Below are 25,394 nucleotides of genomic sequence, written 5' to 3' on the forward strand. Positions count from 1 at the left end.
TTGAGCACCGCTGTCCATTTTTATGAGGATCTAACCGAAAAAGAAGGAGATCATTCTCATAAAATTAAATACCGAAACCATTTCTTATTTAACCGGATCACATCCCCGGCTATGTTGGTTCCTACCCAACAACTGTTTTCTTTTTGCAATACTATCCCTACTACAATAAAGCTTTACCGTAGTAAATATCATACGGTAAGCCACTTTTTGCCCAGTTATTACAACTTTCTCTTCAGACTAAGTCCGTTCTGATATAGCTATTAATACGCTTAACGCATTGTGTGTTTTTATTCAGGATATCCGCTTCGCAGATATCAAATACATAGCTTAATATAACAAACATTATGGCAAGGATTAGATCAATATATAGATGGCTATTAGTTATAACTGTACCCGTTTACATAACGGGGTGCACGGCTAATAGTCAGGACAATAAGGAACAAGTAAAAACTATTGAACAACTACCGGTGGTTACCCTTACCGCCCGCGACACAATTTTAGAAACCCCCTACGTGGCCGACATACAAGCCATCCGTAACGTAGAAATAAGAGCCCGGGTTAAAGGTTTTCTTGAAAAAATATATGTAGATGAAGGCAAATCAGTAACAAAAGGCCAGCTACTTTTTAAAATAAGCGACGAAGAGTACCGCGTTATGCTAAGCAAGGCTAAGGCCGCGCTAAGCAGTGCTATAGCCGCCGCGCGCGCTACAGAGGTTGAAGCTGAACGTATAAAATTACTGGTTGATAAAAAGGTTATATCCAAATCAGAACTTGAAGTGGCACTTGCCCGGTTAAATGCCGACAAGGCCACAATTGAAGAGGCGAAATCATCGGTACAAAGTGCTGAAAATCACTTAGCCTATACCAATATACGCGCTCCATTTGATGGTATAGTTGACCGCATTCCGCTTAAGGCAGGCAGTTTGATAGACGAAGGAACTTTGCTTACTGATGTTTCTGATATTTCTGCCATGTACGCTTACTTCAGTTTTCCGGAAAACGAGTACCTAAGATATCAGCGTGCGGAAAGAAAAAAAGTATCAGATACCAGCGTGAAACTTGTTCTGTCTGACGGAAGTGCTTACCAACAACCCGGAAATATAGAAACAGTTGAAGGACAAATAGAACAATCAACCGGATCAATAGACTTCAGGGCCAAATTTCCTAACCCGAACAGGTTGCTGCGCCATGGCGCTACCGGGAAATTGTTTATTTCATCAAATGTTGATTCTGTAATATTAGTTCCGCAACAGTCTGTATTTGATGTACAAGACAAGAGCTACGTGTACGTAGTAGATAAAAATAATATGCTGCACATGCAAAGTATTGCGCCAGTTACCCGCCTTGCACACTATTATGTGGTAAAGGATGGGCTTAAACACGGCGACAAGATTGTGTATGAAGGCACACAAAATGCACGCGATGGAATGGTTATACAACCCATTAGCGCCTCGGCCGGAAAAAAGCTGGCCATGAAATAGGTTACAAGCCTGTTATTCTTTTATTTTTTATCTAACGTACTACCCTTATGTTCGAAATGTTCATCAGGCGACCTATACTGTCGCTTGTTATTTCTCTGCTTATTGTGTTGGTGGGTGTTTTGGCTTTATTGCAGCTACCTATAACACAGTTCCCCGATATTGCCCCCCCTACTGTTACCGTTACAGCCAACTACACAGGTGCTAATGCCGAAGTTTGTGCGAAAGCTGTTGCTACCCCGCTTGAGCGTTCTATTAACGGCGTGCCAGGCATGACCTATATGTCAACCGTTTGTACTAATGACGGATTGACCATTATTGAAGTAAATTTTAATGTGGGCACAGACCCAGACCAAGCCGCGGTTATTGTACAAGGCCGTGTTTCAAAAACGCTTGACGAATTACCGGAAGAAGTAACTAAAGCAGGCGTGCAGACCGAGAAAGAGGTAAACAGCATGCTGATGTACCTTAATATTATCAGTGAGGATGACAAGCTTGATGAAAAATTCATCTACAACTTTGCTGATATTAACGTATTGCAGGAGTTAAAACGCATTGACGGTGTAGGTTATGCAGAAATTTTAGGTGCTAAAGAGTATGCCATGCGTGTGTGGTTAAAACCGGATCGTATGTCTGCTTACAAGGTGTCAACCGACGACGTTATTGAAGCTATTCGTGCTCAAAATGTGGAGGCTGCCCCTGGTAAAACGGGGGTAAGTTCGGATAAATCGCCGCAATTACTGCAATATGTCTTAAGATATCCGGGCAAGTTTTTTGAGCCGGAAGAATATAAAAACATCGTTATACGGGCGGATGACAATGGATCTGTGTTAAAGCTGCGCGAGATTGCTGATGTGGAGTTCGGTTCTTTAAACTATGGTATGGTTTCGAAAACAGATGGACGGCCTTCTGCATCCATCATGATCAAACAGCGGCCAGGTTCAAATGCGCGCGAAGTTATTACCAATATAAAGGCACGTATGGCTGAGCTTAAGGCCACGCAGTTTCCTAAAGGGATGGGATACAATGTCAATTATGATGTCTCCCGTTTTTTGGATGCATCTATCCATGAGGTTTTACGCACGCTGATCGAAGCATTTATTTTGGTGTTTTTGGTGGTTTACCTGTTCCTTCAGGATTTTCGCTCCACACTGATCTCGGGCCTTGCGGTACCCGTAGCTTTGATAGGAACTTTGGCATGTATGCAGGCCTTAGGCTTTTCTATAAACCTGCTTACCCTTTTTGCACTGGTATTAGCCATAGGCATAGTGGTGGACAACGCCATTGTAGTGGTAGAGGCCGTGCACGTAAAAATGGCCGAAGAACATCTATCCCCTATGGATGCTACCATCTCTGCCATGAAAGACATTAGCGGGGCTATAATTGCCATAACCCTTGTGATGTCGGCAGTGTTTGTCCCGGTTGCATTTATGACGGGGCCGGTTGGTGTATTTTACAGGCAATTCTCCTTAACACTGGCTTTTTCCATAGTGATTTCAGGTATAAATGCGGTAACGCTTACTCCTGCTTTATGCGCATTGATGCTAAAGCCACATAATTCTGAAGTACATAAAGGTGCGTTAGCAAGGTTTTTCGATAAATTCAATACCGGCTATAATTCTTTAGCCGACAAGTATACAGGCTTTACAGCAAAAATAGCCGGACGGAAAGCATTAACAATAGGCGTGCTGGCATTCTTTTTTATTGCCACCTGGGGCTTCAATGCCATATTACCCACAGGTTTTATTCCCACTGAAGATCAAGGCGTAATTTATGTTAACGTAACTACGCCACCAGGCGCAACTGTGGAGCGTACAGAAAATGTTCTGTCTGCTATTTACGAGCAAACCAAATCGCTGGACGCAGTAGAATCCATATCGACCCTTGCAGGCTTTAGTTTAGTGAATAACACGGCCGGGGCATCTTACGGAATGGGGATGATCAATCTTAAAACCTGGGATGATCGGAAAGAATCTGTTAATGACATAATAGCCATTCTTGAAGAAAGAACTAAAGGAATATCCGATGCTGATATCCAGTTTCTACCACCGCCAACGGTTCAGGGATTTGGCAATACGAGTGGTTTTGAATTTAGAGTTTTAGACAAGAGTGGTACAGGCAATCTGGTGAAGGAAGCAGAAGTAACAAACGACTTCGTAAATTTGCTTAACCAGACGCCTCAAATTTCTGGTACGTCAAGCAACTTTAACGCCACTTTTCCGCAATATCTCATCTCCATAGATCATGCAGTAGCAGCACAAAAAGGAATAACAACAGACCAGGCGATGTCTACTTTACAAACTTTGATGGGTAGTTACTATGCATCCAATTTCATTCGCTTTGGGCAAATGTATAAAGTAATGGTTCAGGCATCCCCTGAGTATAGAGGCAAACCTGAAGACCTATTGCGTCTTATGATAAAAAACAATAAAGGAGAAATGGTGCCCTTTTCAACCTTTATTTCAATAAAACGCGTGTTGGGCCCCGAACAGGTTACACGCTTTAACATGTACACTTCTGCAATGGTTACAGGCGACTCTGAGGAAGGTTTTAGCAGCGGTGATGCTATTAAAACCATTGAGGAAAAGTCCGCAGAGTTGCCGCGTGGATACATCTTTCAATGGTCTGGTATGACGAGGGAGCAAACACTTTCCGGAGATCAAACTATTTACATCTTCCTGCTCTGTTTGATATTTGTTTATCTACTACTTTGTGCACAATACGAGAGTTTTTTACTGCCGCTTCCGGTTATTCTTTCGTTACCGACAGGCATTTTCGGAGCATTCTTTTTCCTCAAGATCTTAGGGCTTGAGAACAACATTTATGCGCAGGTAGCTTTGGTGATGCTTATAGGCTTGCTGGGTAAAAACGCTATTCTAATAATTGAATTCGCTGTGCAACGGCAACGCCAAGGGGCAACAGTGCTACAAGCGGCTACTGACGGAGCTTCTTCGCGTTTACGACCCATTTTGATGACATCATTTGCATTTATTGCGGGATTGATCCCGCTTTGTATAGCAACCGGTGCAGGTGCTGTGGGTAACCGCTCAATTGGTACAGCTGCTGCGGGCGGTATGTTGTTCGGTACAATTTTCGGTGTGTTTATCATTCCGGGCTTGTACGTCATTTTTGCATCAATGGGCAAAAAGAAACCCAATCCACAAGCAGTTCCTGTACAAGTAATTGAACCAGAATACTTAAATCATCACCAATAAACAATGCTACACACTATAAAATATTATAAGTTCTACATAATCATGCTGCTGCTGGCTATGGCAGCAGGATGTAAAAACTATAAGGCCATTACCGTAAAATCGGATAAGGTCTTACCTGCCAGCTTTGTAGCGTTAACGGCTGATACTAATACAGTAGCCGCCCTACCATCAAAGAGCTTTTTTGCTGATCCGTTGTTAACGCAGCTTATTGATACAGCTTTCAACGCTAACCTGGATTTACAGGCGACCCTGCAACGTGTTGAAATGGCGGCGGCTAATTTTAAGTATAGCAAATCATTATTACTGCCCTGGGTAAATTTGAACGTAAGTGCAGGTGCCGATCGTTTTGGCGCTTACACTATGAACGGTGTAGGTAACTATGATACCAACCTTTCCAACAACATCAACGATAAGCAAAGCATCCCTACCAGCCCAACGCCCGATCTATTTGTGGGGCTTCGCAGTTCATGGGAAGTTGATCTATGGGGTAAGCTTAAAAGTCAGAAGAAAGCTGCCTTAGCTCGATATCTTGCTACGCAAAGTGGATACAGGTTAGTTTCTACAGAACTGACGGCTCAGATAGCTGCCAATTACTATGAGCTATTAGCGCTTGACAATGAATTGGGCATTATCAAAAAAAATGTAATCTTGCAGGAGAGCGCCCTTGAAATTGTGCAGATACAAAAGTTAGGCGGTCGTGCCACTGAATTAGCGGTACAGCAATTTGTAGCCCAACTGGCATACACAAAAGGACTGCAATATGAAGTATCACAACAAATAACAGAGGTAGAAAATGCGCTGCGTTTACTTACCGGCAGTTTTAATCGCCCAATAGTGCGCGACACATCTATAATAACACTAACCGAACCACGCCAGCTTAACACAGGTATACCCACACAGTTGCTGCTTAACAGGCCCGATATACGGCAGGCTGAATTGGAATTGATGGCGCTTAATGCTGATATCCGATCAGCGAGGGCGGCCTTCTTTCCGGCATTAACAATTGATGCATACGGCGGGTATAACGCTTTTAAAGGCGCCTTACTATTCAACCCTGCATCAGCAGTTTATGGTATTATTGGCGGGCTTACGGCACCGGTACTTAACCGCAGGCGTGTAAAATCTGATTACAAATACAAAGTTGCCGAAGCAAAAGCTGCCTTATATGATTATCAGAAAACTATTATTGGTGGCTATCAGGAAGTGATGAACAGCCTTAAAGGTATGGATAACTTCCATAAATACTATCAGTTAAAGCAGGAAGAAGTAACGGCTTTAAATAATGCTGTGAGCGTTTCAAGGGATCTTTACCTGGTTGGCCGCGCAACTTATCTGGAGGTTATTACCGCACAGCGGAATGTGCTTGATGCCGAATTGCAATTGGCTGTTACTAAAAAGAATATATTTTTAAACGAAGTGAACTTATACCGTGCCCTTGGCGGCGGCTGGCGTTAAAATTTTTTGTAAAGTTGGGGGTGGGGATCAATTGGTCTTCGCCCTTTTTTTGTTTAAGCCCCCCTGCCCTATCCTTTGAAACAATTTAAAACACGCGGTGTTGTGATATCAAACATTAAAACAACTGCCATGAACAGAACAATTGGAATTATAATGATAGTGATTGGCGCAGCTATGCTGATCTGGACCGGTTTTACCTACACAAAAAAAGAAAAAATAATTGATGCGGGTCCTCTTGAGATATCAGCAGAGAAAGAAAAAAGTGTTAACTGGCCTCCGTATGCTGGTGGTATTTTGCTTGTGGGTGGTGTAATTGTATTCGCCACGGCCAAAAAATCATAGTACTTTACTGACAATAAATCACTCAAAATTTACTTAATGCAAGCTTGTTGCTTTTGCATTTTATAACTACCTTTGCAGAGGCTTATGAAAAATAATACAACAAGAATTGTAGCAGCTTTGGTTTTGTTGCTGTGTTTTACCACAGGGCAGATCATTGTTTTTAGCCACAGTCACGTTGCATCTTACGCTAAAACAAAGCAGTCAAAACACAATACCTCTACCGGTACCGAAGAAAACTGTAAAATTTGCCAGCTTAATCACGATACTACCGCCCTTTTAAGCGTCGACCTGAATAATACCGTAATTTATGGTTCGGCTTATAAACAGCTGCGGGTTGCAGCCCTTTCTTATCAAAGCATATCGCTGGTACTTGCAGCCACCCGTGGCCCGCCTCTTGTTTAACTGAAACAAATATCCCCGCTAGGGCACAATTATTCTTTTTTTTTAAAATTCAGTTAAACATTCTCGTAATGAAACTTAAATTATTATTCGGCTTTTTTATAGCTGTAATATTTCCATATTATTTATTCGCCAACGCAGTCGGCTCGGTAAGCGGCACTATAACAGACGCCAAAACAGGCGAGACTTTGCCGGGCACTGTAATTACTATATCCCAATTGCGATTGAGTACAATTAGTGACGCAAACGGGCAATTTTCATTCACCTCCCTCCCATCTAAAGGCCGCTATGTTGTTGAAGCGCGTTATTCGGGCTATAAAACACAAGTAAAAACCATTGATCTTGCCATAGGTGGTGCTTTAAATTTCGCGCTGGAACAAAGTATTGTCGAGATAAAAGAGGTGGTAATTACAGGCACGCCCATTACATCCAGCAATAAAAGTAACAGCACGTCGGCAAGCAGCGTTTCTCGCGAGGAACTGCTTGGGCCATCAACTAACCTGGTGGACGCTTTGGCACGACAGGTGCCGGGCATGGGCCAAATTACAACAGGGGGCGCCATATCAAAACCCGTAATTCGCGGCCTTAGCTACAACCGCGTGGTTACGCTGACCAACGGGGTAAAACAACAGGGCCAACAATGGGGAGATGAACACGGCATAGAAATAGACCAAAACCAGGCCGACCGTGTTGAGGTACTTCGCGGGGCTGCCTCTCTGTTATACGGATCAGACGCAATTGGTGGTGTTATTAATGTGCTTGATCCGCTGGTACCATCACCCGGGAAACTTAAAGGCGAGATTTTGAGCAGCTATGCAACTAATAACGGCCTTACAAATACATCTTTAATGTTAAGCGGCAACAACAGCGGCTTTGTATGGCGCGGTCGCGGATCCTATCAAAATGCGCATGATTTTAAAACACCCGCTGGTTATTACATCAACAGTGGATTTAATAATACCAGCTTAAGTGGCATGCTGGGCCTAAATAAAGAATGGGGCTACTCACACCTTAATTTTTCCTATTTTAAAAACAACATCGGCTTTAACGAAGCGGAACCGGGCGATGCCTTGTATACCAATAAAGCCACCGGTAGAAAGCTTGATTTCCCAAGACAGGACATCCGCCACTACAAACTTGCGTTAAACAATAATTTTATTATTGGCAACAACACTCTTAAGCTTGATCTGGGTTATCAAAAAAATCAGCGCCGCGAGTTGGAGAGTTCCGACCCTGCTTTGTTTTTTGACCTGAATACCTTTTCTGCCGACGCTAAATACTACTTAGGGGAGGCAGACGGCTGGCAACCCATTATAGGTTTAAGCGCTTCTAATGAAAGCAGTACAAATAAAGGTTATGAATATCTTATCCCCGAATACGACCAGACATCTGTAGGAACCTTTGTTTACGTTAAAAAATCGTGGGATAAAAACACCTTTAATGCAGGCTTGCGCTATGACTATGTTAACAACGATGGTAAGCAGCTATTTGTTAATGGTAAAGAACAGTTTACCGGGTTTAAAAACAGATTCAGCAACGTGAGTGGCGCAGCTGGCTATACCCATTCGTTTAATGACGCGCTTACGTTTAAAGCCAATGCAGGCTCAGCCTTCCGTGCGCCAAACCCGGCCGAGCTAGGTTCAAATGGAGCCCATGAAGGGACTGTGCGTTATGAAATAGGCAACCCTAACCTAAAACCAGAGCGCAGTTATCAGGCTGATGCCACACTTGATTTTGATGCTGATATATTTTCAGGAAGCTTTGGCATTTATGAAAACTATATCAACAATTACATCTATGCATCCGCAAAGGCCGGAGAACAAATTACGCAGCTTGACGAGGAAGGTAAGCCACAAAACTTTGATGTTTATCGGTACGGGCAGGTAAACGCAAACCTTTACGGGTTAGAAGGAAGTTTTAATCTGCACCCGGCAGAGTTTCTTCATTTTGATAACACATTCTCTTATACACACGCGCAGAACAAAACCTTTGATCGCCCGCTTGCGCTTATACCGGCAGGGGTTATTCATAATACATTACGGTTTGAGCCTAAAGTAAGCGGAGTAAAAAACTTTTATGTGTCTTTAGGTCTTGATAACTTTTTTAGTCAAAAACGCATTGATGCAAATTTTGAAACAGCAGCCGGTGGTTACACTTTAATAAACGCTGGCGTAGGTGCTACGTTTAATATGGGCAAACAGCCAATTAAACTGGCGGTATCAGGAAATAACCTGAGCGATAAACGTTATTACGATGCCTTAAACCGCCTGCGCCCGGGACGCCTGGCATTAACTGATCCTACTTTTGGGGTTTACAATCCTGGTCGGAACATAACTTTTAGCTTATACCTACCACTCAATATCAATTAGATAGTTTAATAATTTATGATCCTTCTCCTTAACAGGAGGAGGATCATTTATACTTCAACGAATCTGGCGAAGAGTCTCATCAAAAACATAGTGCTTTTAAAGGCTTAATGTGTGCCTTATTAATTTATATATTTGATAGCCAATTATATAAATCATTAAGAAAATGACCACATTTAAATTGATGAAAGCCGTAGCTTTTGTTTGTTGTTTAACGCTTCAAATCGCCTTTGCGCAGGCTCCTGTAGAAAAATATCCTGTTGATTCTGCTTCGGTAGTACACGCAGGTGTGCCACAGGGCGAGCTGATAACTTTGCCTTTTACCGAATCAAAGATTTATTCTGGCACCACCCGCACGGTTACCATTTATGTGCCCGTGCAGTATGATGGTAAAAAGCCTGCCTGCTTATATGTTAACCAGGATGCCGTTCAGTTTAAAGCTCCTACTGTTTTTGATAATTTGATCAACAGTAAAGAAATGCCTGTTACAATTGGCGTTTTTGTAACGCCGGGACAAATAGTTGCCGAAAACCCCCAAACTGCTGCTAACCGCAACAACCGCAGTTTTGAGTATGATGGCTTAGGTGATAATTATGCCAAGTTTTTACTTACCGAAGTTTTACCATTTGTTGAAAAACAGAAGACCAAAGATGGCCGTTCCATTATGTTATCAAAAAATGCAAATGATAGGGCAATTGGCGGGCAAAGCAGTGGCGCTATTGCCGGCTTCAACGTTGCGTGGGAAAGGCCGGAGTCGTTTTCAAGGGTTTTTAGTGCGATAAGCACCTTTGTTGGCCTGCGTGGCGGCGAAAGATTTGCTACCCTGATACGGAAATATGAACCTAAACCCATTAGAGTATTTTTGCAGGATGGCACCAACGACCTGAATAATTACGCAGGCGATTGGTGGATAACCGCGCAGATGATGGAAAGAGCGTTTCAGTTTGCGGGTTATGAAGTTGAGCACTCCTGGGGCGAAGGCGCACATAACAGCAACCACGCCACGGCAATATTTCCGCAGGCTATGCGCTTTTTATGGAAGGGTTACCCGGCTCCGGTTAAAGCGGGAATTTCAAAAAATGCTTATACCAGTAAAATAATAATTCCTACCGAGGGGTGGCAATTGGTTGGCGATGGTTACGGTTTTGCTGAAGGCACCGCTACAAATGCAGCTGGCGAGGTTTTCTTTCAGGATATACCTAACTCAAAAACATATAAAGTTGATTTAAACGGAAAGCTTTCCCAATTAAATATCGATGCAAAAAAAGCAAGCGGAACAGCCTTCGGTCCTGATGGCAAACGTTATACCATTGCCAACGCCACCAACCAGGTTATAAGTTATGATGCCAATAACAAAGCTACTATTGTTGCCAGCGGTATTATAAACGGAAATGACATTACCATAGGCAACAATGGCAACATCTACGTAACAGCGCCTAACGGAGTTGATAAACCTAGTAAAATATACCTGATAAAGCCAAACGGGCAAAAACTGGTAGTTGATGAAGGACTTAAATTTGCCAATGGCTTAGCGCTAAGTGTTGACCAAACCATGTTGTATGTGTGCGAATCGGCAACACATTGGGTGTATGTTTTTAAGGTTAAAGCCGATGGAACACTTACCAATAAACAACGCCTGGGTTGGCTGCACGTGCCCGACGATGCGGACAACGCGTGGTCTGACGGGGCAAAATTTGATGCTAACGGCCGTATGTGGGTTACTACCAGAATGGGCATCCAAGTACTTGATGAGCAGAGCCGGGTAATAACCATTATACCTACTCCCGGCGAAGGCAGTCCATCAAACCTTTGTTTTGGCGGACCAAATTTTGATATAATCTATGTAACTATAAACAACAAAGTATATCGGCGTAAGGTAGGTGTAAAAGGGGTAAAACCTTTTGAAAAGCCTTTCAAACCTGAGATTCAACGGATATAGCCACAAAGTTTACCACATAAAAAAGAAGCCATCGATATATAGGTGGCTTCTTTTTTATCTTTAACTATCAAAGACAAGGAATGATGTGATACTGTGTATCACAATATTTAAATTTAAATATCTTAAAATGCCTTATTTCTTTTGGTTAGCAAACGGAAGGCTTGAGATGTACATCACAACACCCACACCAAAAACTATAAAGCCACCGAAAGTTAATGCTGCTGAGGCATCAAGTCCACTTTCAGAATCTGCGGGGTTTAACGCGTGCGGAGGAGTTAAAAAGAAACAACCGGCAATTATGGCTAATCCAACTACTGTAATAACAAGTCCTAAGTTCTTCATGTAATATGTGCTATATGGCGCAAATATATAAATTTGATTTTTATTTACACTTTTTCACCTCGTTTTAATCAACATTTTCGCATCTTTCGGTAGTGGCTATTTTAAAAAATATAATCGACATACTTTATCGCAGGCAGAAACTGTTAGAGGTTATGGCTGTTTTCCTGTTTTTATGCACGGTTGCTATAAGGTTTGATAGCCGTGGATTAAAAATGGCCTGGACTAATTACCCAACCGTTGCATTAATATTGGCATTGGTAACTGTTTTGTTAGCCATTACATGGCTTAAAATTGAAAAAAGCAAAACACAGCAACTCATCAACAACATAAAACTCAATAGTCATAATTCTTCTTTGTTGGAAACTAAATTAAATGAACTCAGCCTTCGCCAAAGAGAGGTGCTTGATCTGATAATGCGGGGGCTTTCCAACAAAGAGATAACCTCACAACTGATGATCGAACATAGCACGCTCAAAACGCACATCAATAGCATTTACAAAACATTAGGGATCAGCAGTCGCAAAGAAGCTCAATTATTTGCTAAACAGTTAGGTAAATAGCTTATAGCACTTTTTTCAACCCTCTCATCCACCCTTTTTCAACCCCTGATTTGTTGGCAGCAATATTTAGCGCCGCTACTTTTGTTGCAGAAATTTAACAACGATAAGAAAATGAAAAAAAGAAATTTATTTATGAGTGCCACTATTATGTGCGCGTTCCTGAGCATCGCAATTACTTTTAAAATTGAAAAGACCAAATGGCTTTGGGAAAGCAATAAACCTGTGGCTGTTGTGCTTATTATAGTGGCGGTAATATTTGGAGCGCTATGGTTCCAGGCTCAAAGAAAATTAACCGCTAAGGTTTAATTAAAAACGCCGCCGCGCAATAAACAATAATCTTGTCTAGCGGCGTTTACTTTATTTTCATCAAAATATGCTTAACCAAGCCATTAATTAAACTGCGCGATACCCCCTGCACATTGTCGTTTATGCACCTGTCTTGATAAAAAAACATCTACTACCTTTACATCAACAAACAATTGCTTAAAAATATAGGGAGGAAAATAATGCAAAAGATAACACCGTTTTTATGGTTCGATAACAATGCCGAAGAGGCAATGAACTTTTATGTTTCTGTTTTTAAGGATGCTGCTATAAACAACGTTCACAAAATGGGCGATAAGGTACTTACCGCATCTTTTACCATTAACGGTCAGGACTTTATGGTATTGAATGGCGGCCCGCTTTTTAAGTTTAACGAGTCGGTATCGTTTTATGTAAACTGCACCGACCAAGGCGAGGTAGACTATTTTTGGCAAAAACTAACAGCAGATGGCGGGCAGGAAAGCCGATGCGGATGGCTGAAAGATAAATTCGGCTTGTCATGGCAAATAGTACCACAAATACTTGGATCGGTATTGTGGGGGCCTAATAAAGAGGGATCACAAAGAGCTATGCAAGCCATGATGCAAATGAGCAAACTGGATATTGCCAAACTACAGGCAGCATATAATGGCTAACGATAATGCTTGCACTAAAAATTTAACGCTGTGCAAACATTTTATAAGTTTTGCGCTTTATATCTCGTCACCGACGTATGTTTGAATAGATATCAGGCTCGTCTTTAGCGGTGCGGATATGTCTATGAAGCTACTTCGACCTTTTTATCTAAAATCCAACTTTTCAAAACTATTTATTGCATTTGCGTTCATCTTAATAAGCGATCACGTATATGCACAGGTAATGCCCGTTTTAGAGGTGCCTGCGGTAGTTGATTCCGTAAAACGCAAAAAGCCGCCGGTGGAAGTACCGCGTGAGAAACATTTTGGGCGCGCTGCATTCCAAACTGGTGTTTCATTGGTTACACCATGGCTATATGACAAATTTGTTGTAAACAAGGATTATGCGGATATTAACCTGGCTACTATGGGCCGCAACCTTAAACCCACATCATGGGAGTGGGACAGAGATCCATTTCAAACCAATCAATTTGGGCATCCTTATCACGGCAGTTTATATTTTAACTCCTTTCGCGCAAACGGTTATAACTTTTGGGAATCAATACCGGGTACTGTAGCAGGAACCTTGGTTTGGGAAACTTTGGCCGAAACTGAACGCCCTTCCATTAATGACGCAGTAAATACCACTTTTGGCGGTATAGTTTTAGGCGAGATGACCTACCGGCTATCTAACATGATAGTGAATAACCGTGGCCGCGGCTTTAAGCGATATGGCAGCGAGGTGCTGGCATTTGTGGTAAGCCCAATGAACGGCTTTAATAGAATTATTACCGGCAAGTTTGGCAAATCAACCCGCAATACTATTGAACGCGATTCATCAAAAGTATTAGCAGAATTTGACCTTGGCTATCGCCGTTACAATGCCGATAACAGGGGCAGATTTGGCTGGTACGGACATATGAAATTTATTTATGGTACAGCTTATCAGGGATATCGTACACCATTTAGCAATATAGTGGTGAACATTGAAGGTGGTAAGGATGACAGCTCACTGGTTAACGTTGTCAGTGTATACGGATCGTTAGCCGGATGGCGTATCCGCTCAAACAAAGAGATCAATCACGTTGCTGTCTTATCGGCTAATTATGATTACATAAATAATCAGGCGTTTTTCTATGGCGGGCAGAGCGTTAAGATCAACCTGATCTCGGAATTTACTTTGCCAAAAAAATTCAAGCTAACCACAAATATTGGCGCTGGCCCTATACTACTCGGCGCTGTGCCAGATGATCATATTTTTAATAAACGCAACTACGATTACGGAATTGGATTTGCGGTAAACGGCGGAGGCACGATAGCATTGTCTGACAAAATTTGCTATGGGATACATTACAACGGTGGTTACCTTAACACCGTAAACGGTAATCCATCGCATTATTATTTGAATGCTGTTTCAAACGAACTGGATGTAAAGGTCATCAAAAACTTTTCTGTTGTAGCGGAGTCGGGGTATTTTACCTTGCAAGGCAATTACAAGGACTTTCCGGATGTAGTTAAAAACTATCCGTATGTGCGCGTATCTGCAAGGCTTACTGTTAATTTTAATAACGCCGACAGGTACAAATTCAGGCCACGTTAAGGCTTGCGCTGCTCACTGGCCATTTTTTTTTCGATTCTCCTATCGGGGATAAACCATATACAGGCAACGGCAAAATACAAGGCGAAACTAACATAGGTGTTTATAAATGCTACAGCGATAGCAAGTACATAGAAAATAAGCGATATTTTGCCTTTTCGGTCTGTACCTAAAGCATCGCCCAGCAAAGAGTTTTTGCCTTCATGTTTAACAAGCGCGACCATTAAAATGGTATAGGCTACGGCGTTCATAAATAGTACAAAGCCATACATAACTATAGGCCAGGTTTGTTTAAAAGCGTTCTCCCCCATCCACGCGGTAACAAAAGGAACCATCGATAACCAGAAAAGAAAGTGCATGTTTGCCCAAAGCACCCTGCCATTTATTGAATGAACCGCGTGCAGCGTGTGGTGATGATTGTTCCAGTAGATACCCACGTAAATAAAACTCATTACGTAGCTAACGAATACCGGCAACAACGGTTCGAGATCTTTAAGGTGCGAGCCATGCGGCACTTTTAGCTCAAGCACCATAATAGTAATGATGATGGCCATAACACCGTCACTGAAAGCCTCCAAACGGTTTTTACTCATGTTAACCTTAATGGGCTCCATAGGTGTAGGTTGGGGTTTTATATTTGCTGCAACGGCGGTGCCCCTGCAGCAAATATAAAAAACTTAATAATCTGAATACTCCGTCGGGTACAAATACACACGCTCGTTTTTTGATACATTGCCTTTGTATTGCGGATCTTTGCTAAGCACAGAAAATTGCGGATCGCTCATAAATACTTTCCATTTATCTGTATTCTCTTGCTGATTGTTAAAGGTAGTCATGTACATCAGGTTAGGCATTTTGCTTCCGGCTATAACTGCGCCATAAAAAACCGCGTTAAAATCCAGCTTTTTAAAAATCCCCATTTCGTCGCCAACGTTAAACATTTTTAGTTTATTGGCATGCAAAGCCTCGGTAGCACCTTCGTAACTACGCAGCTCGTATACACGCTGCGCTTTCGGACCTGTTAATTTCGGAACTTCGGGCTCGGGCGCACCGCTCATGGCGCGTAAAATAATAGTTTCAATGCGTGCGTAAGGTGCGCTGGCTGATGGGGCTTCCAGATAATCTTTACCCGCAGAAGTGTATTGTTTATCATTCAGCAATTTTTGATCGGTAGTTTCTAACTCGTCAAAAGTTTTGAACGGAGCAAAAACATAAATCTTTTTGTCAAGGCTATCAGGCGTAATAACTTTAAATACACCTACCTTTTTAACCCCGGCTTTGTGCATAGCTGGTAAATAAGCGTCTTTAAAGTAAGCGTCAAGTCTATCTTCCTGCGCTTTAGTTTTAAAGTGGTATACCTTTATCTTATAATAGTATTGCGTGGCAGCCTGAACGCGTATTCCGGAGAATACACAGGTGGCAAATACAAATAAGGCAAGACAAGCCATTGGGCAGGCTTTGTAAAACATTTTCATTTTTATCGGTTTTATAATTGTTTACTAAAAAAATTCAATCGCGGCAGGCTAACTATTATCAGTACAAATAAAGCTGTTACCAGCTTAAGCAGATTAGCGTCAACACCAATATCCAACGTGAACGCTAATACCAACTGAAATATTACGGTTCCTGCTAAAACCAACAACAAGCTTAACCAAACGGATGTTAACTGCAACCAGCTTATTAATATTTCGGCTATAATTACAGATCCCAAGCCGATAATCACCGTATCTACCCCCATATTGATATCCGCAAATCCCTGCAATTGGCTCATCAAATAACCGCTTACCGCTGTAAGAGCATTGGCTAAGGCCAGACCAATTATCTTCATGGTATCGGTATTCACACCAAGGGCGCGAATCATGGTTTCGCTATCACCGGTTGCCCGCATAGCCAGTCCAAAATCGGTTTTAAGCAAATAGGCTATCAGCGCTACTATAGTTGCCACAAAGAACGACAATATCCAAAAAGTATTTACGTCTGCATTGTTACTAATTATTAAGATAGTAAACACCGACGGCGTGTTAATGAGGGGGAGATCTGATCTTCCCATGAGCGTTAAATTAATGGAGTACAAGGCAGTCATCACCAATATACCTGCCAGTAAGGCATTGATCTTTAGCTTGGTGTGGATAATTCCGGTTGCCGCGCCGGCAATGGCACCAGCAGCAAGCACAGCAGGTAATATCGATACGGTTGGTAGTTGATGAGTCAGCATTACAGCCGTAACGGCCCCGCCAAGCGTATAGCTACCATTGGTAGTGATGTCGGGTATTTTAAATATCTTCATTGATATAAAAACGCCCAGTGCTACCCCTGCAAAGCACAGTCCCTGTAACAGTGCGGTTAGGTAGAAACTCATTTTACCGCTTCGAAGTTAGCAGGTATAACCAGATTATATTTCTTAGCGGCATCCGCATTATAAACCCGCTTGCGCACTTTAACCATTTCCAGTTTGAGCCCGTCGGTTTTCCCGGTTTTTAAAAATTGCGCTGCTTGCTCACCCGACTGGTATCCCCATTGATAAATGTCGGCACCAAAAGCTGCCACAGCACCACGCTGTACTAAACCCGCCTCACTGGTAAAGATGGGCACATCGGCTGTATTACAATTTTTCAGAATGGTTTCAAAAGAGGCAAATACAGCGTTATCAGGGTTTGCAAAATATGCGTCGATGTTTTTACCTAATAAGGATTTTGTAACCAATTGCGCATCGGCTGAGGTATTCAGCGGTAGGGCCAGTAAAGTTATTCCAGCAGCATCAGATAAACCTTTAATATGCTGCATAGCATCTGCCGACTGTGGCTCGGCCTGGTTGTAGATCATACCAATAACCAATTTTTTACCTTTGGGTTTAATGAGTTGAGGGATGATATTAAACGATGTATCTATATATTTAAGATCCTTGGTAGTGCCCAACAAATTGGCGGGGGCCTTTCCGTTAGCATCTAATACCTTCATCAATTCGGGCGTTGGCGAAACCATGCCAAAAATGGGAATAGTTTTAGTTTTTTGAACAGAAGTAAGCGTAGACAATGTTGTGCACGTAGCCAGCAGATCAACCGGTTCTGAAACGAAATAATTAACTATTTGCGTTAAGGTAGGCAAACTATTTTGAGCGTTTCTGTATTCAATTTTAACGGTTTTGTCTTCTTCGCTAAAACCGCTCTTTTTCAATGCATCAGTAAAGCCTGCGCGGGCTTGCGCTAAAGTAGCATCTTCCAAATAATCAACAAAGCCAATAACGGGTACGTCACTTTTTTTTGAAGGCCCGCAAGAGAATAATACAAGGGCAAAAAGTACAACAGGTAAACAGCTTTTTATCTTCATGCTACTAAGTTAAATAAAATGGACAGAATGCAAAAAATGGCAGCGCTAAGGGCTTTTTTACTACTTTAGCATTACATGACTACCATAACATCTAAATTGCCATCTGTTGGTACTACCATTTTTACTACCATGTCTGCCCTTGCTGCGGAGGTTGGCGCAATCAATCTTTCGCAGGGATTTCCTGATTATGAATGCTCTGCTGAATTGATAGAATTGGTTAACCAGGCGATGAAAGATGGTCATAATCAATATGCGCCAATGGGCGGTGTTATGAAGCTGCGCGAGCAGATAGCCATAAAAACTGAGCGGCTATACGGTGCAAAATATGATCCTGTATCAGAAATAACCGTAACTGCCGGAGGAACCCAGGCTGTTTTCACGGCTATTTGCACCGTTGTTAATCCTAATGATGAGGTGATAATTTTTGAGCCGGCCTTTGATTGCTACGCCCCTGCCGTTAAGCTGATGGGTGGTGTTGTAAAATCAATGGAGTTGCAGCCGCCAAATTACCGCATTGACTGGGGGATGGTACGGAAACTAATGAGTAACCGAACCAAGCTAATCATCATCAATTCGCCGCATAACCCAACCGCTACCATTTTACAGCAAGAGGATATTGATGAGCTTACGGCGTTAGTAAAAGATCGTGATATATTTATTTTAAGTGATGAAGTTTATGAGCATTTAATATATGATGGTGCAACCCACCACAGCATGGCCCGCTATCCCGACCTTGCGCAACGCAGTTTTGTTGTGGCTTCTTTTGGTAAATTGTTTCATGCCACCGGGTGGAAAGTGGGGTATTGCCTCGCTCCTGCCTATTTAACACACGAGTTTAGAAAAATTCACCAGTATATTGTATTCAGCGTAAACTCCGCGGTGCAAACAGCGATTGCCAACTATCTGGAGGATGAAAATGTTTACTTAAGCCTTCCGGCATTTTTTCAGCAAAAGCGGGATCATTTTGTAAATGGACTATCCGCTACGCAATTTGAGTTGCTGCCGTCGCGGGGTTCTTATTTCCAGTTGGCTAAATACGGGCATCTAACGGATGAGCCGGATGTTGACTTTGCTTTACGCTTAACAAAGCAAGCCGGTGTGGCCTGCATACCCACATCGGTCTTTTACACGCAAGGTACAGATCACCGCATAATTCGCTTTTGCTTTGCAAAAAGGCAAGAAACCTTAGACAATGCCGTTAATAGATTGATTGATTTTAAACTTTAAGAGCAAAAGCCAGTGGGTACAACACTATGGAAAATTTAAAGATCACCACATTTCAAGGATACCTTTATTGGGAAAACATTGATAAAAACCTGCAAAACATAGGTTTACGCCTATCTGGCGGTATTCGCGAGAAAACGGATCTGATCATTTTACCGGAAATGTTTAATACCGGTTTTTCTATGAACGCTACCCAACTGGCAGAGCCTATGGGCGGCAAAACGATGGATTGGATGCATCAAACTGCCGTAAAACACAATTGTGCAATTACCGGTAGCCTGATAATAAAAGAGGACGGTAAATATTATAACCGCCTGATATGGATGCGGCCCGATGGCACTTATCAGCATTATGATAAGAAACATCTTTTCGCGATGGGCAAAGAACACGAAACCTATACCGCCGGCAATAAAAGAATTATGGTGGAGCTTAAAGGCTGGAAAATTTGCCCGGTTATTTGTTATGATCTCCGCTTTCCTGTTTGGCTGAGAAACACGGGTGAACTTTATGATCTTTTATTGGTAGTGGCTAACTGGCCAGAAAAACGGGCTGCCCACTGGCGTGCGCTGCTTACTGCAAGAGCAATAGAAAACCAGGCTTATGTTATAGGGCTTAACCGCGTTGGGCACGATGGAAACGAGATCTATCATTCGGGCGATTCAACCTGCAATGATCCAAATGGCAACGTTGTTTATTACAAACGCGATGAAGAGGATGTTTATACTTTCTCAATTATTGCAGACGAAGTAGCTAAAACCAGGACGGCATTACCTTTTTTAAACGATGCAGACGAATTTGCCATAAAATCTTAATTTCACATAATTAATATCAATAAATGAGATCATTTTGTGCCGCATTGTTTACATCGCTTATATTGGCCTTTGCTTATTCTTCATCGGCTCAAAAAAAGCAGGATTACACAAAATTTGTTGATCCATTTATAGGTACGGGTGGCCACGGGCACACTTACCCGGGTGCTGTAACTCCCTTTGGGATGATGCAACTAAGCCCCGATACCCGGTTGACTGGCTGGGATGGTTGCTCTGGTTATCACTATACCGATTCTGTAGTTTATGGCTTTTCCCACACACACCTAAGTGGTACCGGCGTACCTGATTACTGCGACGTGCTGTTTATGCCTACTGTTGGTCACCCCCAGTTTAAAAACACGGAATATAGTTCGGTCTTCCAAAAAAAGAATGAAGATGCATCGCCAGGATATTACAAAACGCACCTTGACAAATACGACATTGATGTTGAACTCACCGCAACAACAAGGGTTGGTGTGCATAAATATGATTATCCATCAACCAAAGAGGCCAATATAATTATTGATCTGCAGCACCGTGACCAGGTAACCAACTCGTGGATAGAGATAGTTAACAACCACGAGATCAGAGGCATGCGTCAGTCTAAAGGCTGGGCCAAAGATCAGTATGTTTACTTCTATGCCAAGTTCTCCAAACCCTTTAAAACTTATGGAATAGCCGTTAATTATGAGGTAAAAGAAGGGCTGAAAAAAGCCGAGGGCAAAAATGTAAAGTTGTTCCTTCAGTTTGACGACCCTAACCAACTGATCAGCAAAGTGGGTATATCATCTGTAAGTACAGAAGGCGCTTTAAAAAACCTGGATACCGAGGTACCTGATTTTGATTTTAAACGTGTAGAAAAAGCCGCCAAAGTTGCGTGGAATATTGAACTTTCTAAAATTGAAATAGAAGGTGGCGCTCCACCGGCCGGGCAGCGCACGGTGCCGGTTGGTATGCCAAATCCGGATGCACAAAAATCTCCAGCTGGTAAAAATAAAAAAACTCCACCTCCGCCAGATCATGCGCGCATGAAACAAACCATGTTTTATACCGCCATGTACCATGTTATGCTGGCACCTAACATTTATAATGATGTTGATGGGCAATACCGTGGCTTGGATGGCAAAATCCATTATGCGGAGGGCTTTAATTATTATACCGTTTTTTCTCTTTGGGATACGTACCGGGCCGAACACCCGCTGTTAAATATTATTGATCGTAAACGTACAACCGACTTTATTAAAAGCTTTTTGGCTATTAATCAGCAGGGCGGCTTACTGCCTATATGGCCCCTTGCATCCGATGAAACTTACTGTATGATAGGTAATCATGCTATCCCGGTTATTGTGGATGCTTATGCAAAAGGCATCCGCGATTTTAATGTTCCGGAAGCTTTTGCGGCGATGAAATCGGCTGTTAACCGCAACAATTTTGGGTTAGACTCCTACCGCACTACGGGCTTTGTGGCCACCAGCGACAAGGAAACCGAAGTGGTATCAAAAACATTAGAGTACGCCTATGACGATTGGTGCGTTGCCCAAATGGCTAAAATGCTGGGCGAGCAAAAGGATTATGAAACTTACATTCAGCGGGCGCAGTACTGGAAGAATGTTTTTAATAATCAGAGCGGCTTTATGCAGCCACGCATTAATGGCGGATGGAAAGCACCGTTTGATGCAAACGAAGTTGATCAGAAATTCTATGTAGAAGGTAACGCATGGCAATACTCTTTTTTTGTACCCCAGGATGTTGAAGGACTTGCGGCAAATCTGGGCGGTATAGATAAGTTTGCCGCTAAGCTTGATGAAATGTTTACAACAACTGCTAAGCTTACCGGCACAGAACTGCCGGATATTACAGGCCTTATTGGTATGTATGCGCATGGTAATGAACCCAGCCATCACTTGGCCTATTTGTTTAACTTCACCAACACACCCGATAAAACACAGCTTTACCTTAACCGCATACTTACCGAATTTTACTCTGACAAACCGGATGGCCTCACCGGCAACGAAGATTGCGGGCAGATGTCGGCATGGTACATAATGACGTGTCTGGGGCTTTACAACATAGCGCCGGGCCAGCAACAATATCAAATAGGATTGCCGCAGTTTGCCAAAGCAGTTGTACATCTGGAAAACGGAAAAAAAATTACCCTACTAAACAGTGGCGCCGTTGTCAGCAGAGATAATATTTATTTACAGGGCGTTAACATCAATAAAAAATCGCATAATAAGCTATACATTAATCATGATGATTTAGCCAATGGCGCAGATGTAGAGTTTTTTACAGGCAAGTTGCCTAATCGCATGGCCATGCAGGATATGGAACGCCCAACATCAAAGATCGTTGACAATAAAATTGTGCCTAACCCAAGCATAACAGTTTTACAAACGCTCGCGCCACCTACGCAAATCGCCATAAAAAGTAATGATTTAGAAGCTAATGCCATTTATTACACCACCGATGGCTCCACTCCCACTACCTCATCAACTGCTTATACTAAACCTATACCTTTAACTGCCGGGATGACCCTTAAAGCCATTGCCGTAAGAAATGGTACCTTAAGCTTTGTAACAACAGCTACGTTTCAATAGTCAAAATGGCGGCCAACGAAGATTTAACAAATAGAATCAGAGAAACACTGTTTAACAAAGGCTATAGCAATGTTGAGGAGAAGAAAATGTTTAATGGCATTTGCTTTATGGTAAATGGCAAAATGTGTGTTTGCGCCAGTAACGACGAGATGCTTTGCAGAGTAGGTCCGTTTTATCTGGAAGCATTGGAAATATACGGCGTAAGAGGAATGATACGCAATGGAAAACCATTAAAGGACTATGTTTTTGTGAGTGCGGAGATATTGAGCAATGCTGTAAATTTTAATTATTGGATAGACACAGCACTTGCTTTTAATAAATTTGCCAAGGCGAGCAAAAAATCTAAAAAAACACACTAACCTTTATAAGCGTTATTTATCAGCTATCATGTGTGCCACTAAAATTAATTGACGATATATTCGTTGTTACAGAAATATAATCAGACTTGTAATTTTGAGCCATAATTTTACATCTTTACCGAATGTTCAAACGCATACATAACAAGTACCTCAGGTATATAATCATCTTTATTTACTTTGTTATCCTGTTCTTTTGCAGCATTGAACTTAATTTTTTATGGTTGTTCGGGTACTCGCCTGACATGCAGGACATTAAACAACCACGACTATCAGTAGGATCGCAGGTATATACTGCAGACGGTAAGCTTATAGGTCAGTATTATAAAGAAAACAGGTCGCCGGTTGAATATAAAGATATCTCTCCAAATCTTATAAATGCGCTTGTTTCTACAGAAGATATAAGATTTTACAGTCATAGCGGCGTTGATTTTTATTCGTTCGTTAGCAGTATGCTCTCAACGGCCAAGGGCGACCGCCGCGGGGCTAGTACAATTACGCAACAATTGGCTAAAAACCTTTTTTCAACCCGTAAGCGCAAATCGCAGGGGTTTATCAGGCATATTCCGGTTTTGCGTACCGTTGTATTTAAGTTTAAAGAGTGGTTAACCGCATTTAAACTGGAACACGTTTATAGCAAACAAGAAATACTTACACTTTATTTAAATACCGTTCCGTTTGGCAACAACTCTTTCGGCATTAAAACAGCTACTTTAAAATTCTTCAACAAAAACCCTAACGCCGTTAATCCAGGTGAAGCGGCTACGCTGGTGGGTATGCTCAAAGCAACATCAACCTATAATCCTATAAACAATCCTGAAAAATCTAAAGAGCGTCGCAACGTTGTATTGGGGCAGATGCAGAAGTATAACTATATAACCAAACAGGCATTTGACATATACAGCAAACAACCTATCAAGCTTAATTTAAGTTACGTTGAAAATTTATCGCATGGTGATTCTTACCTGCGCGAAGCCGTAGAACGTTGGCTAAAAAAATGGTGCAAGGACAACGATTACGACCTGTACGAAGATGGTTTAAAGATCTACACCACCATTGATTCGCGCTTACAGGGGTATGCAGAAGAGGCAGTTGCCGAAAAAATGAAGATGTTACAACGCCGCTTTGATAATGTTTGGGGTAATCAAAACCCTTGGCGCGACTCGAAAGGAAACGAGATAAAAGATTTTGTTTTAAAAGCCGAACAGCGTTTACCCATTTATAAACTATTACAAGCCAAATACAAAGGTGACACCGTTCAGATAAAACGTTATTTTGAAACCCCCAAACGCATGCGCGTATTTACGTGGAAGGGCGATCAGGACACCACGTTTTCAACCGTTGATTCTATAAAATATTATGCCCGTATTTTAAACACCGGGATGATGAGTGTTGAACCAAGCACCGGAAAAATAAAAGTATGGGTTGGCGGTATTGATTTTAAGCACTTTAACTACGACCACGTAAACCAGTCTAAACGCCAGGCCGGGTCAACATTTAAGCCTTTTGCATACTTAACAGCACTAGACAACGGCTACACACCTTGTGACAAATTTACTGACAAAAGGGTAAGCATTAAATATACTTATGGCGGAAAAGAGGAAGTTTGGGAGCCCAACAACGCCGATTGGAACTTCACAGGTCGGGAAATGTCATTACGCTGGGCAATGGGCAAATCAGTTAACTCTGTAACAGCGCAGGTAACTGAGGCAGTTGGCTGGGATAAAGTGGTAGACTATGCCCATAAAGTAGGTATTGAAAGCGACCTTAAACCGGTGCCATCAGTATCATTAGGTTCAAACGACGTATCAGTGTACGAAATGGTGCGTGCCTACAGCACCTTCTTAAATAAAGGCGAGAAAATAGACCCTCTTTTGGTAACTAAAATAACCGACCAGGATGGCAAAGTCCTCAAAGAATTTGAGTTGCAAAGCGAACGTGCTATAAGCGAAGAAACGGCTTGGTTAATGCTATACATGTTCAGAGGTGGCATGGAAGAACCGGGTGGCACATCGCAGGCGCTTTGGGAATATAAATTGTGGGATAAAAACAACCAGATAGGCGGAAAAACAGGAACATCGTCTGACTATGTTGACGGCTGGTACATGGGCATAACCAAAGACCTTGTTACCGGTGTTTGGGTGGGTGCCGACGACAGAAGCGTACACTTTAACTCATCAGAAACCGGCGAAGGTTCGCACACTGCTTTGCCTATTTTTGGCCGCTTTATGGAGAAAGTTTACGCTGATCCAAAATCGGGCTATACCCCCGGGCCTTTTCCAAAACCATGGGTAAAGATCAGCAAACCGTATGATTGCCCTTCGCCAAGGATCTCGGTGGATACATTAGCTGTAGACAGTTTGATGGAAGTTCCTTTTGACACGCTGCAAACAACAGAACCTGCAACGGCACCAGCTATAGCGCCATAAAGTTTGCTTTACAAAATTTAA

The 25,394-nt window shown here is 42.2% G+C and carries 21 protein-coding genes; 16 read left to right on the forward strand and 5 right to left on the reverse strand.

The window, feature by feature from the left end; all coding sequences use genetic code 11:
* Positions 1 to 344: 344 nt before the first annotated feature.
* The 7 genes from ACVW2L_RS09830 (at position 345) to ACVW2L_RS09860 (ending at position 11,194) form a co-directional block, all read left to right on the forward strand.
* Positions 345 to 1,481, forward strand: coding sequence for an efflux RND transporter periplasmic adaptor subunit (locus ACVW2L_RS09830; RefSeq protein ID WP_457127786.1), 1,137 nt, complete (start codon positions 345 to 347; stop codon positions 1,479 to 1,481).
* Positions 1,482 to 1,528: 47 nt separating this feature from the next.
* Positions 1,529 to 4,693 carry an efflux RND transporter permease subunit gene (locus ACVW2L_RS09835; RefSeq protein WP_457127787.1) on the forward strand — a complete coding sequence of 1,055 codons (3,165 nt, stop codon included), beginning with the start codon at positions 1,529 to 1,531 and terminating at the stop codon, positions 4,691 to 4,693.
* A gap of 3 nt (positions 4,694 to 4,696) precedes the next feature.
* Positions 4,697 to 6,148 (forward strand): TolC family protein, encoded by a 1,452-nt coding sequence (locus ACVW2L_RS09840; protein ID WP_457127788.1) that lies wholly within the window; start codon positions 4,697 to 4,699, stop codon positions 6,146 to 6,148.
* Between the two features lie 129 nt (positions 6,149 to 6,277).
* Positions 6,278 to 6,490 carry a hypothetical protein gene (locus ACVW2L_RS09845; protein ID WP_457127789.1) on the forward strand — a complete coding sequence of 71 codons (213 nt, stop codon included), beginning with the start codon at positions 6,278 to 6,280 and terminating at the stop codon, positions 6,488 to 6,490.
* 84 nt (positions 6,491 to 6,574) lie between these two features.
* Positions 6,575 to 6,892: a hypothetical protein gene (locus ACVW2L_RS09850; protein ID WP_457127790.1), complete on the forward strand. Its 318-nt coding sequence runs from the start codon at positions 6,575 to 6,577 to the stop codon at positions 6,890 to 6,892.
* Positions 6,893 to 6,960: 68 nt separating this feature from the next.
* Positions 6,961 to 9,258, forward strand: a complete 2,298-nt coding sequence (locus ACVW2L_RS09855) for a TonB-dependent receptor (RefSeq protein WP_457127791.1) — start codon at positions 6,961 to 6,963, stop codon at positions 9,256 to 9,258.
* Between the two features lie 163 nt (positions 9,259 to 9,421).
* Positions 9,422 to 11,194, forward strand: coding sequence for an SMP-30/gluconolactonase/LRE family protein (locus tag ACVW2L_RS09860; protein WP_457127792.1), 1,773 nt, complete (start codon positions 9,422 to 9,424; stop codon positions 11,192 to 11,194).
* A gap of 132 nt (positions 11,195 to 11,326) precedes the next feature.
* On the opposite strand, the gene ACVW2L_RS09865 is transcribed toward ACVW2L_RS09860, so the two are convergent.
* Positions 11,327 to 11,536, reverse strand: a complete 210-nt coding sequence (locus tag ACVW2L_RS09865; protein ID WP_457127793.1) for a hypothetical protein — start codon at positions 11,534 to 11,536, stop codon at positions 11,327 to 11,329.
* Between the two features lie 92 nt (positions 11,537 to 11,628).
* Here ACVW2L_RS09865 and ACVW2L_RS09870 point away from each other — a divergent pair, with 92 nt between their 5' ends.
* From ACVW2L_RS09870 to ACVW2L_RS09885, 4 genes are all read left to right on the forward strand, one after another.
* Entirely contained in the window at positions 11,629 to 12,096 is a 468-nt protein-coding gene (locus ACVW2L_RS09870; protein WP_457127794.1) for a response regulator transcription factor, read from the forward strand.
* Between the two features lie 111 nt (positions 12,097 to 12,207).
* Positions 12,208 to 12,402, forward strand: coding sequence for a hypothetical protein (locus ACVW2L_RS09875; RefSeq protein ID WP_457127795.1), 195 nt, complete (start codon positions 12,208 to 12,210; stop codon positions 12,400 to 12,402).
* Between the two features lie 200 nt (positions 12,403 to 12,602).
* Positions 12,603 to 13,055 (forward strand): VOC family protein, encoded by a 453-nt coding sequence (locus ACVW2L_RS09880; protein ID WP_457127796.1) that lies wholly within the window; start codon positions 12,603 to 12,605, stop codon positions 13,053 to 13,055.
* Positions 13,056 to 13,179: 124 nt separating this feature from the next.
* Positions 13,180 to 14,634, forward strand: a complete 1,455-nt coding sequence (locus ACVW2L_RS09885) for a DUF3943 domain-containing protein (RefSeq protein ID WP_457127797.1) — start codon at positions 13,180 to 13,182, stop codon at positions 14,632 to 14,634.
* Here ACVW2L_RS09885 and ACVW2L_RS09890 read toward each other — a convergent pair.
* The 4 genes from ACVW2L_RS09890 to ACVW2L_RS09905 all read right to left on the reverse strand — a co-directional run bounded on the left by ACVW2L_RS09890 (position 14,631) and on the right by ACVW2L_RS09905 (position 17,958).
* Positions 14,631 to 15,245 carry a TMEM175 family protein gene (locus ACVW2L_RS09890; protein WP_457127798.1) on the reverse strand — a complete coding sequence of 205 codons (615 nt, stop codon included), beginning with the start codon at positions 15,243 to 15,245 and terminating at the stop codon, positions 14,631 to 14,633. The two genes, ACVW2L_RS09885 and ACVW2L_RS09890, sit on opposite strands and share 4 nt — an antisense overlap.
* Positions 15,246 to 15,308: 63 nt before the next feature.
* Positions 15,309 to 16,106: an NIPSNAP family protein gene (locus tag ACVW2L_RS09895; protein ID WP_457127799.1), complete on the reverse strand. Its 798-nt coding sequence runs from the start codon at positions 16,104 to 16,106 to the stop codon at positions 15,309 to 15,311.
* A gap of 11 nt (positions 16,107 to 16,117) precedes the next feature.
* Positions 16,118 to 16,990 carry an ABC transporter permease gene (locus ACVW2L_RS09900; protein WP_457127800.1) on the reverse strand — a complete coding sequence of 291 codons (873 nt, stop codon included), beginning with the start codon at positions 16,988 to 16,990 and terminating at the stop codon, positions 16,118 to 16,120.
* A complete protein-coding gene (locus tag ACVW2L_RS09905; protein ID WP_457127801.1) occupies positions 16,987 to 17,958 on the reverse strand; it encodes an ABC transporter substrate-binding protein in 972 nt (323 codons plus the stop codon). The genes ACVW2L_RS09900 and ACVW2L_RS09905 overlap by 4 nt, the downstream gene beginning before the upstream one ends.
* A gap of 75 nt (positions 17,959 to 18,033) precedes the next feature.
* Here ACVW2L_RS09905 and ACVW2L_RS09910 point away from each other — a divergent pair, with 75 nt between their 5' ends.
* The 5 genes from ACVW2L_RS09910 to ACVW2L_RS09930 all read left to right on the forward strand — a co-directional run bounded on the left by ACVW2L_RS09910 (position 18,034) and on the right by ACVW2L_RS09930 (position 25,373).
* The gene (locus tag ACVW2L_RS09910) at positions 18,034 to 19,185 is read left to right on the forward strand and encodes a methionine aminotransferase (protein WP_457127802.1); all 1,152 of its coding nucleotides are present in this window, start codon (positions 18,034 to 18,036) and stop codon (positions 19,183 to 19,185) included.
* A gap of 26 nt (positions 19,186 to 19,211) precedes the next feature.
* Positions 19,212 to 19,994 (forward strand): amidohydrolase, encoded by a 783-nt coding sequence (locus ACVW2L_RS09915; protein ID WP_457127803.1) that lies wholly within the window; start codon positions 19,212 to 19,214, stop codon positions 19,992 to 19,994.
* A 23-nt stretch (positions 19,995 to 20,017) separates the two neighbouring features.
* Positions 20,018 to 22,588, forward strand: a complete 2,571-nt coding sequence (locus ACVW2L_RS09920; RefSeq protein ID WP_457127804.1) for a GH92 family glycosyl hydrolase — start codon at positions 20,018 to 20,020, stop codon at positions 22,586 to 22,588.
* A gap of 5 nt (positions 22,589 to 22,593) precedes the next feature.
* Positions 22,594 to 22,947 carry a TfoX/Sxy family protein gene (locus ACVW2L_RS09925; RefSeq protein WP_457127805.1) on the forward strand — a complete coding sequence of 118 codons (354 nt, stop codon included), beginning with the start codon at positions 22,594 to 22,596 and terminating at the stop codon, positions 22,945 to 22,947.
* A 122-nt stretch (positions 22,948 to 23,069) separates the two neighbouring features.
* Positions 23,070 to 25,373 carry a penicillin-binding protein 1A gene (locus ACVW2L_RS09930; RefSeq protein ID WP_457127806.1) on the forward strand — a complete coding sequence of 768 codons (2,304 nt, stop codon included), beginning with the start codon at positions 23,070 to 23,072 and terminating at the stop codon, positions 25,371 to 25,373.
* Positions 25,374 to 25,394 lie beyond the last annotated feature (21 nt).

The organism is Mucilaginibacter sp. HD30 (assembly GCF_054061755.1).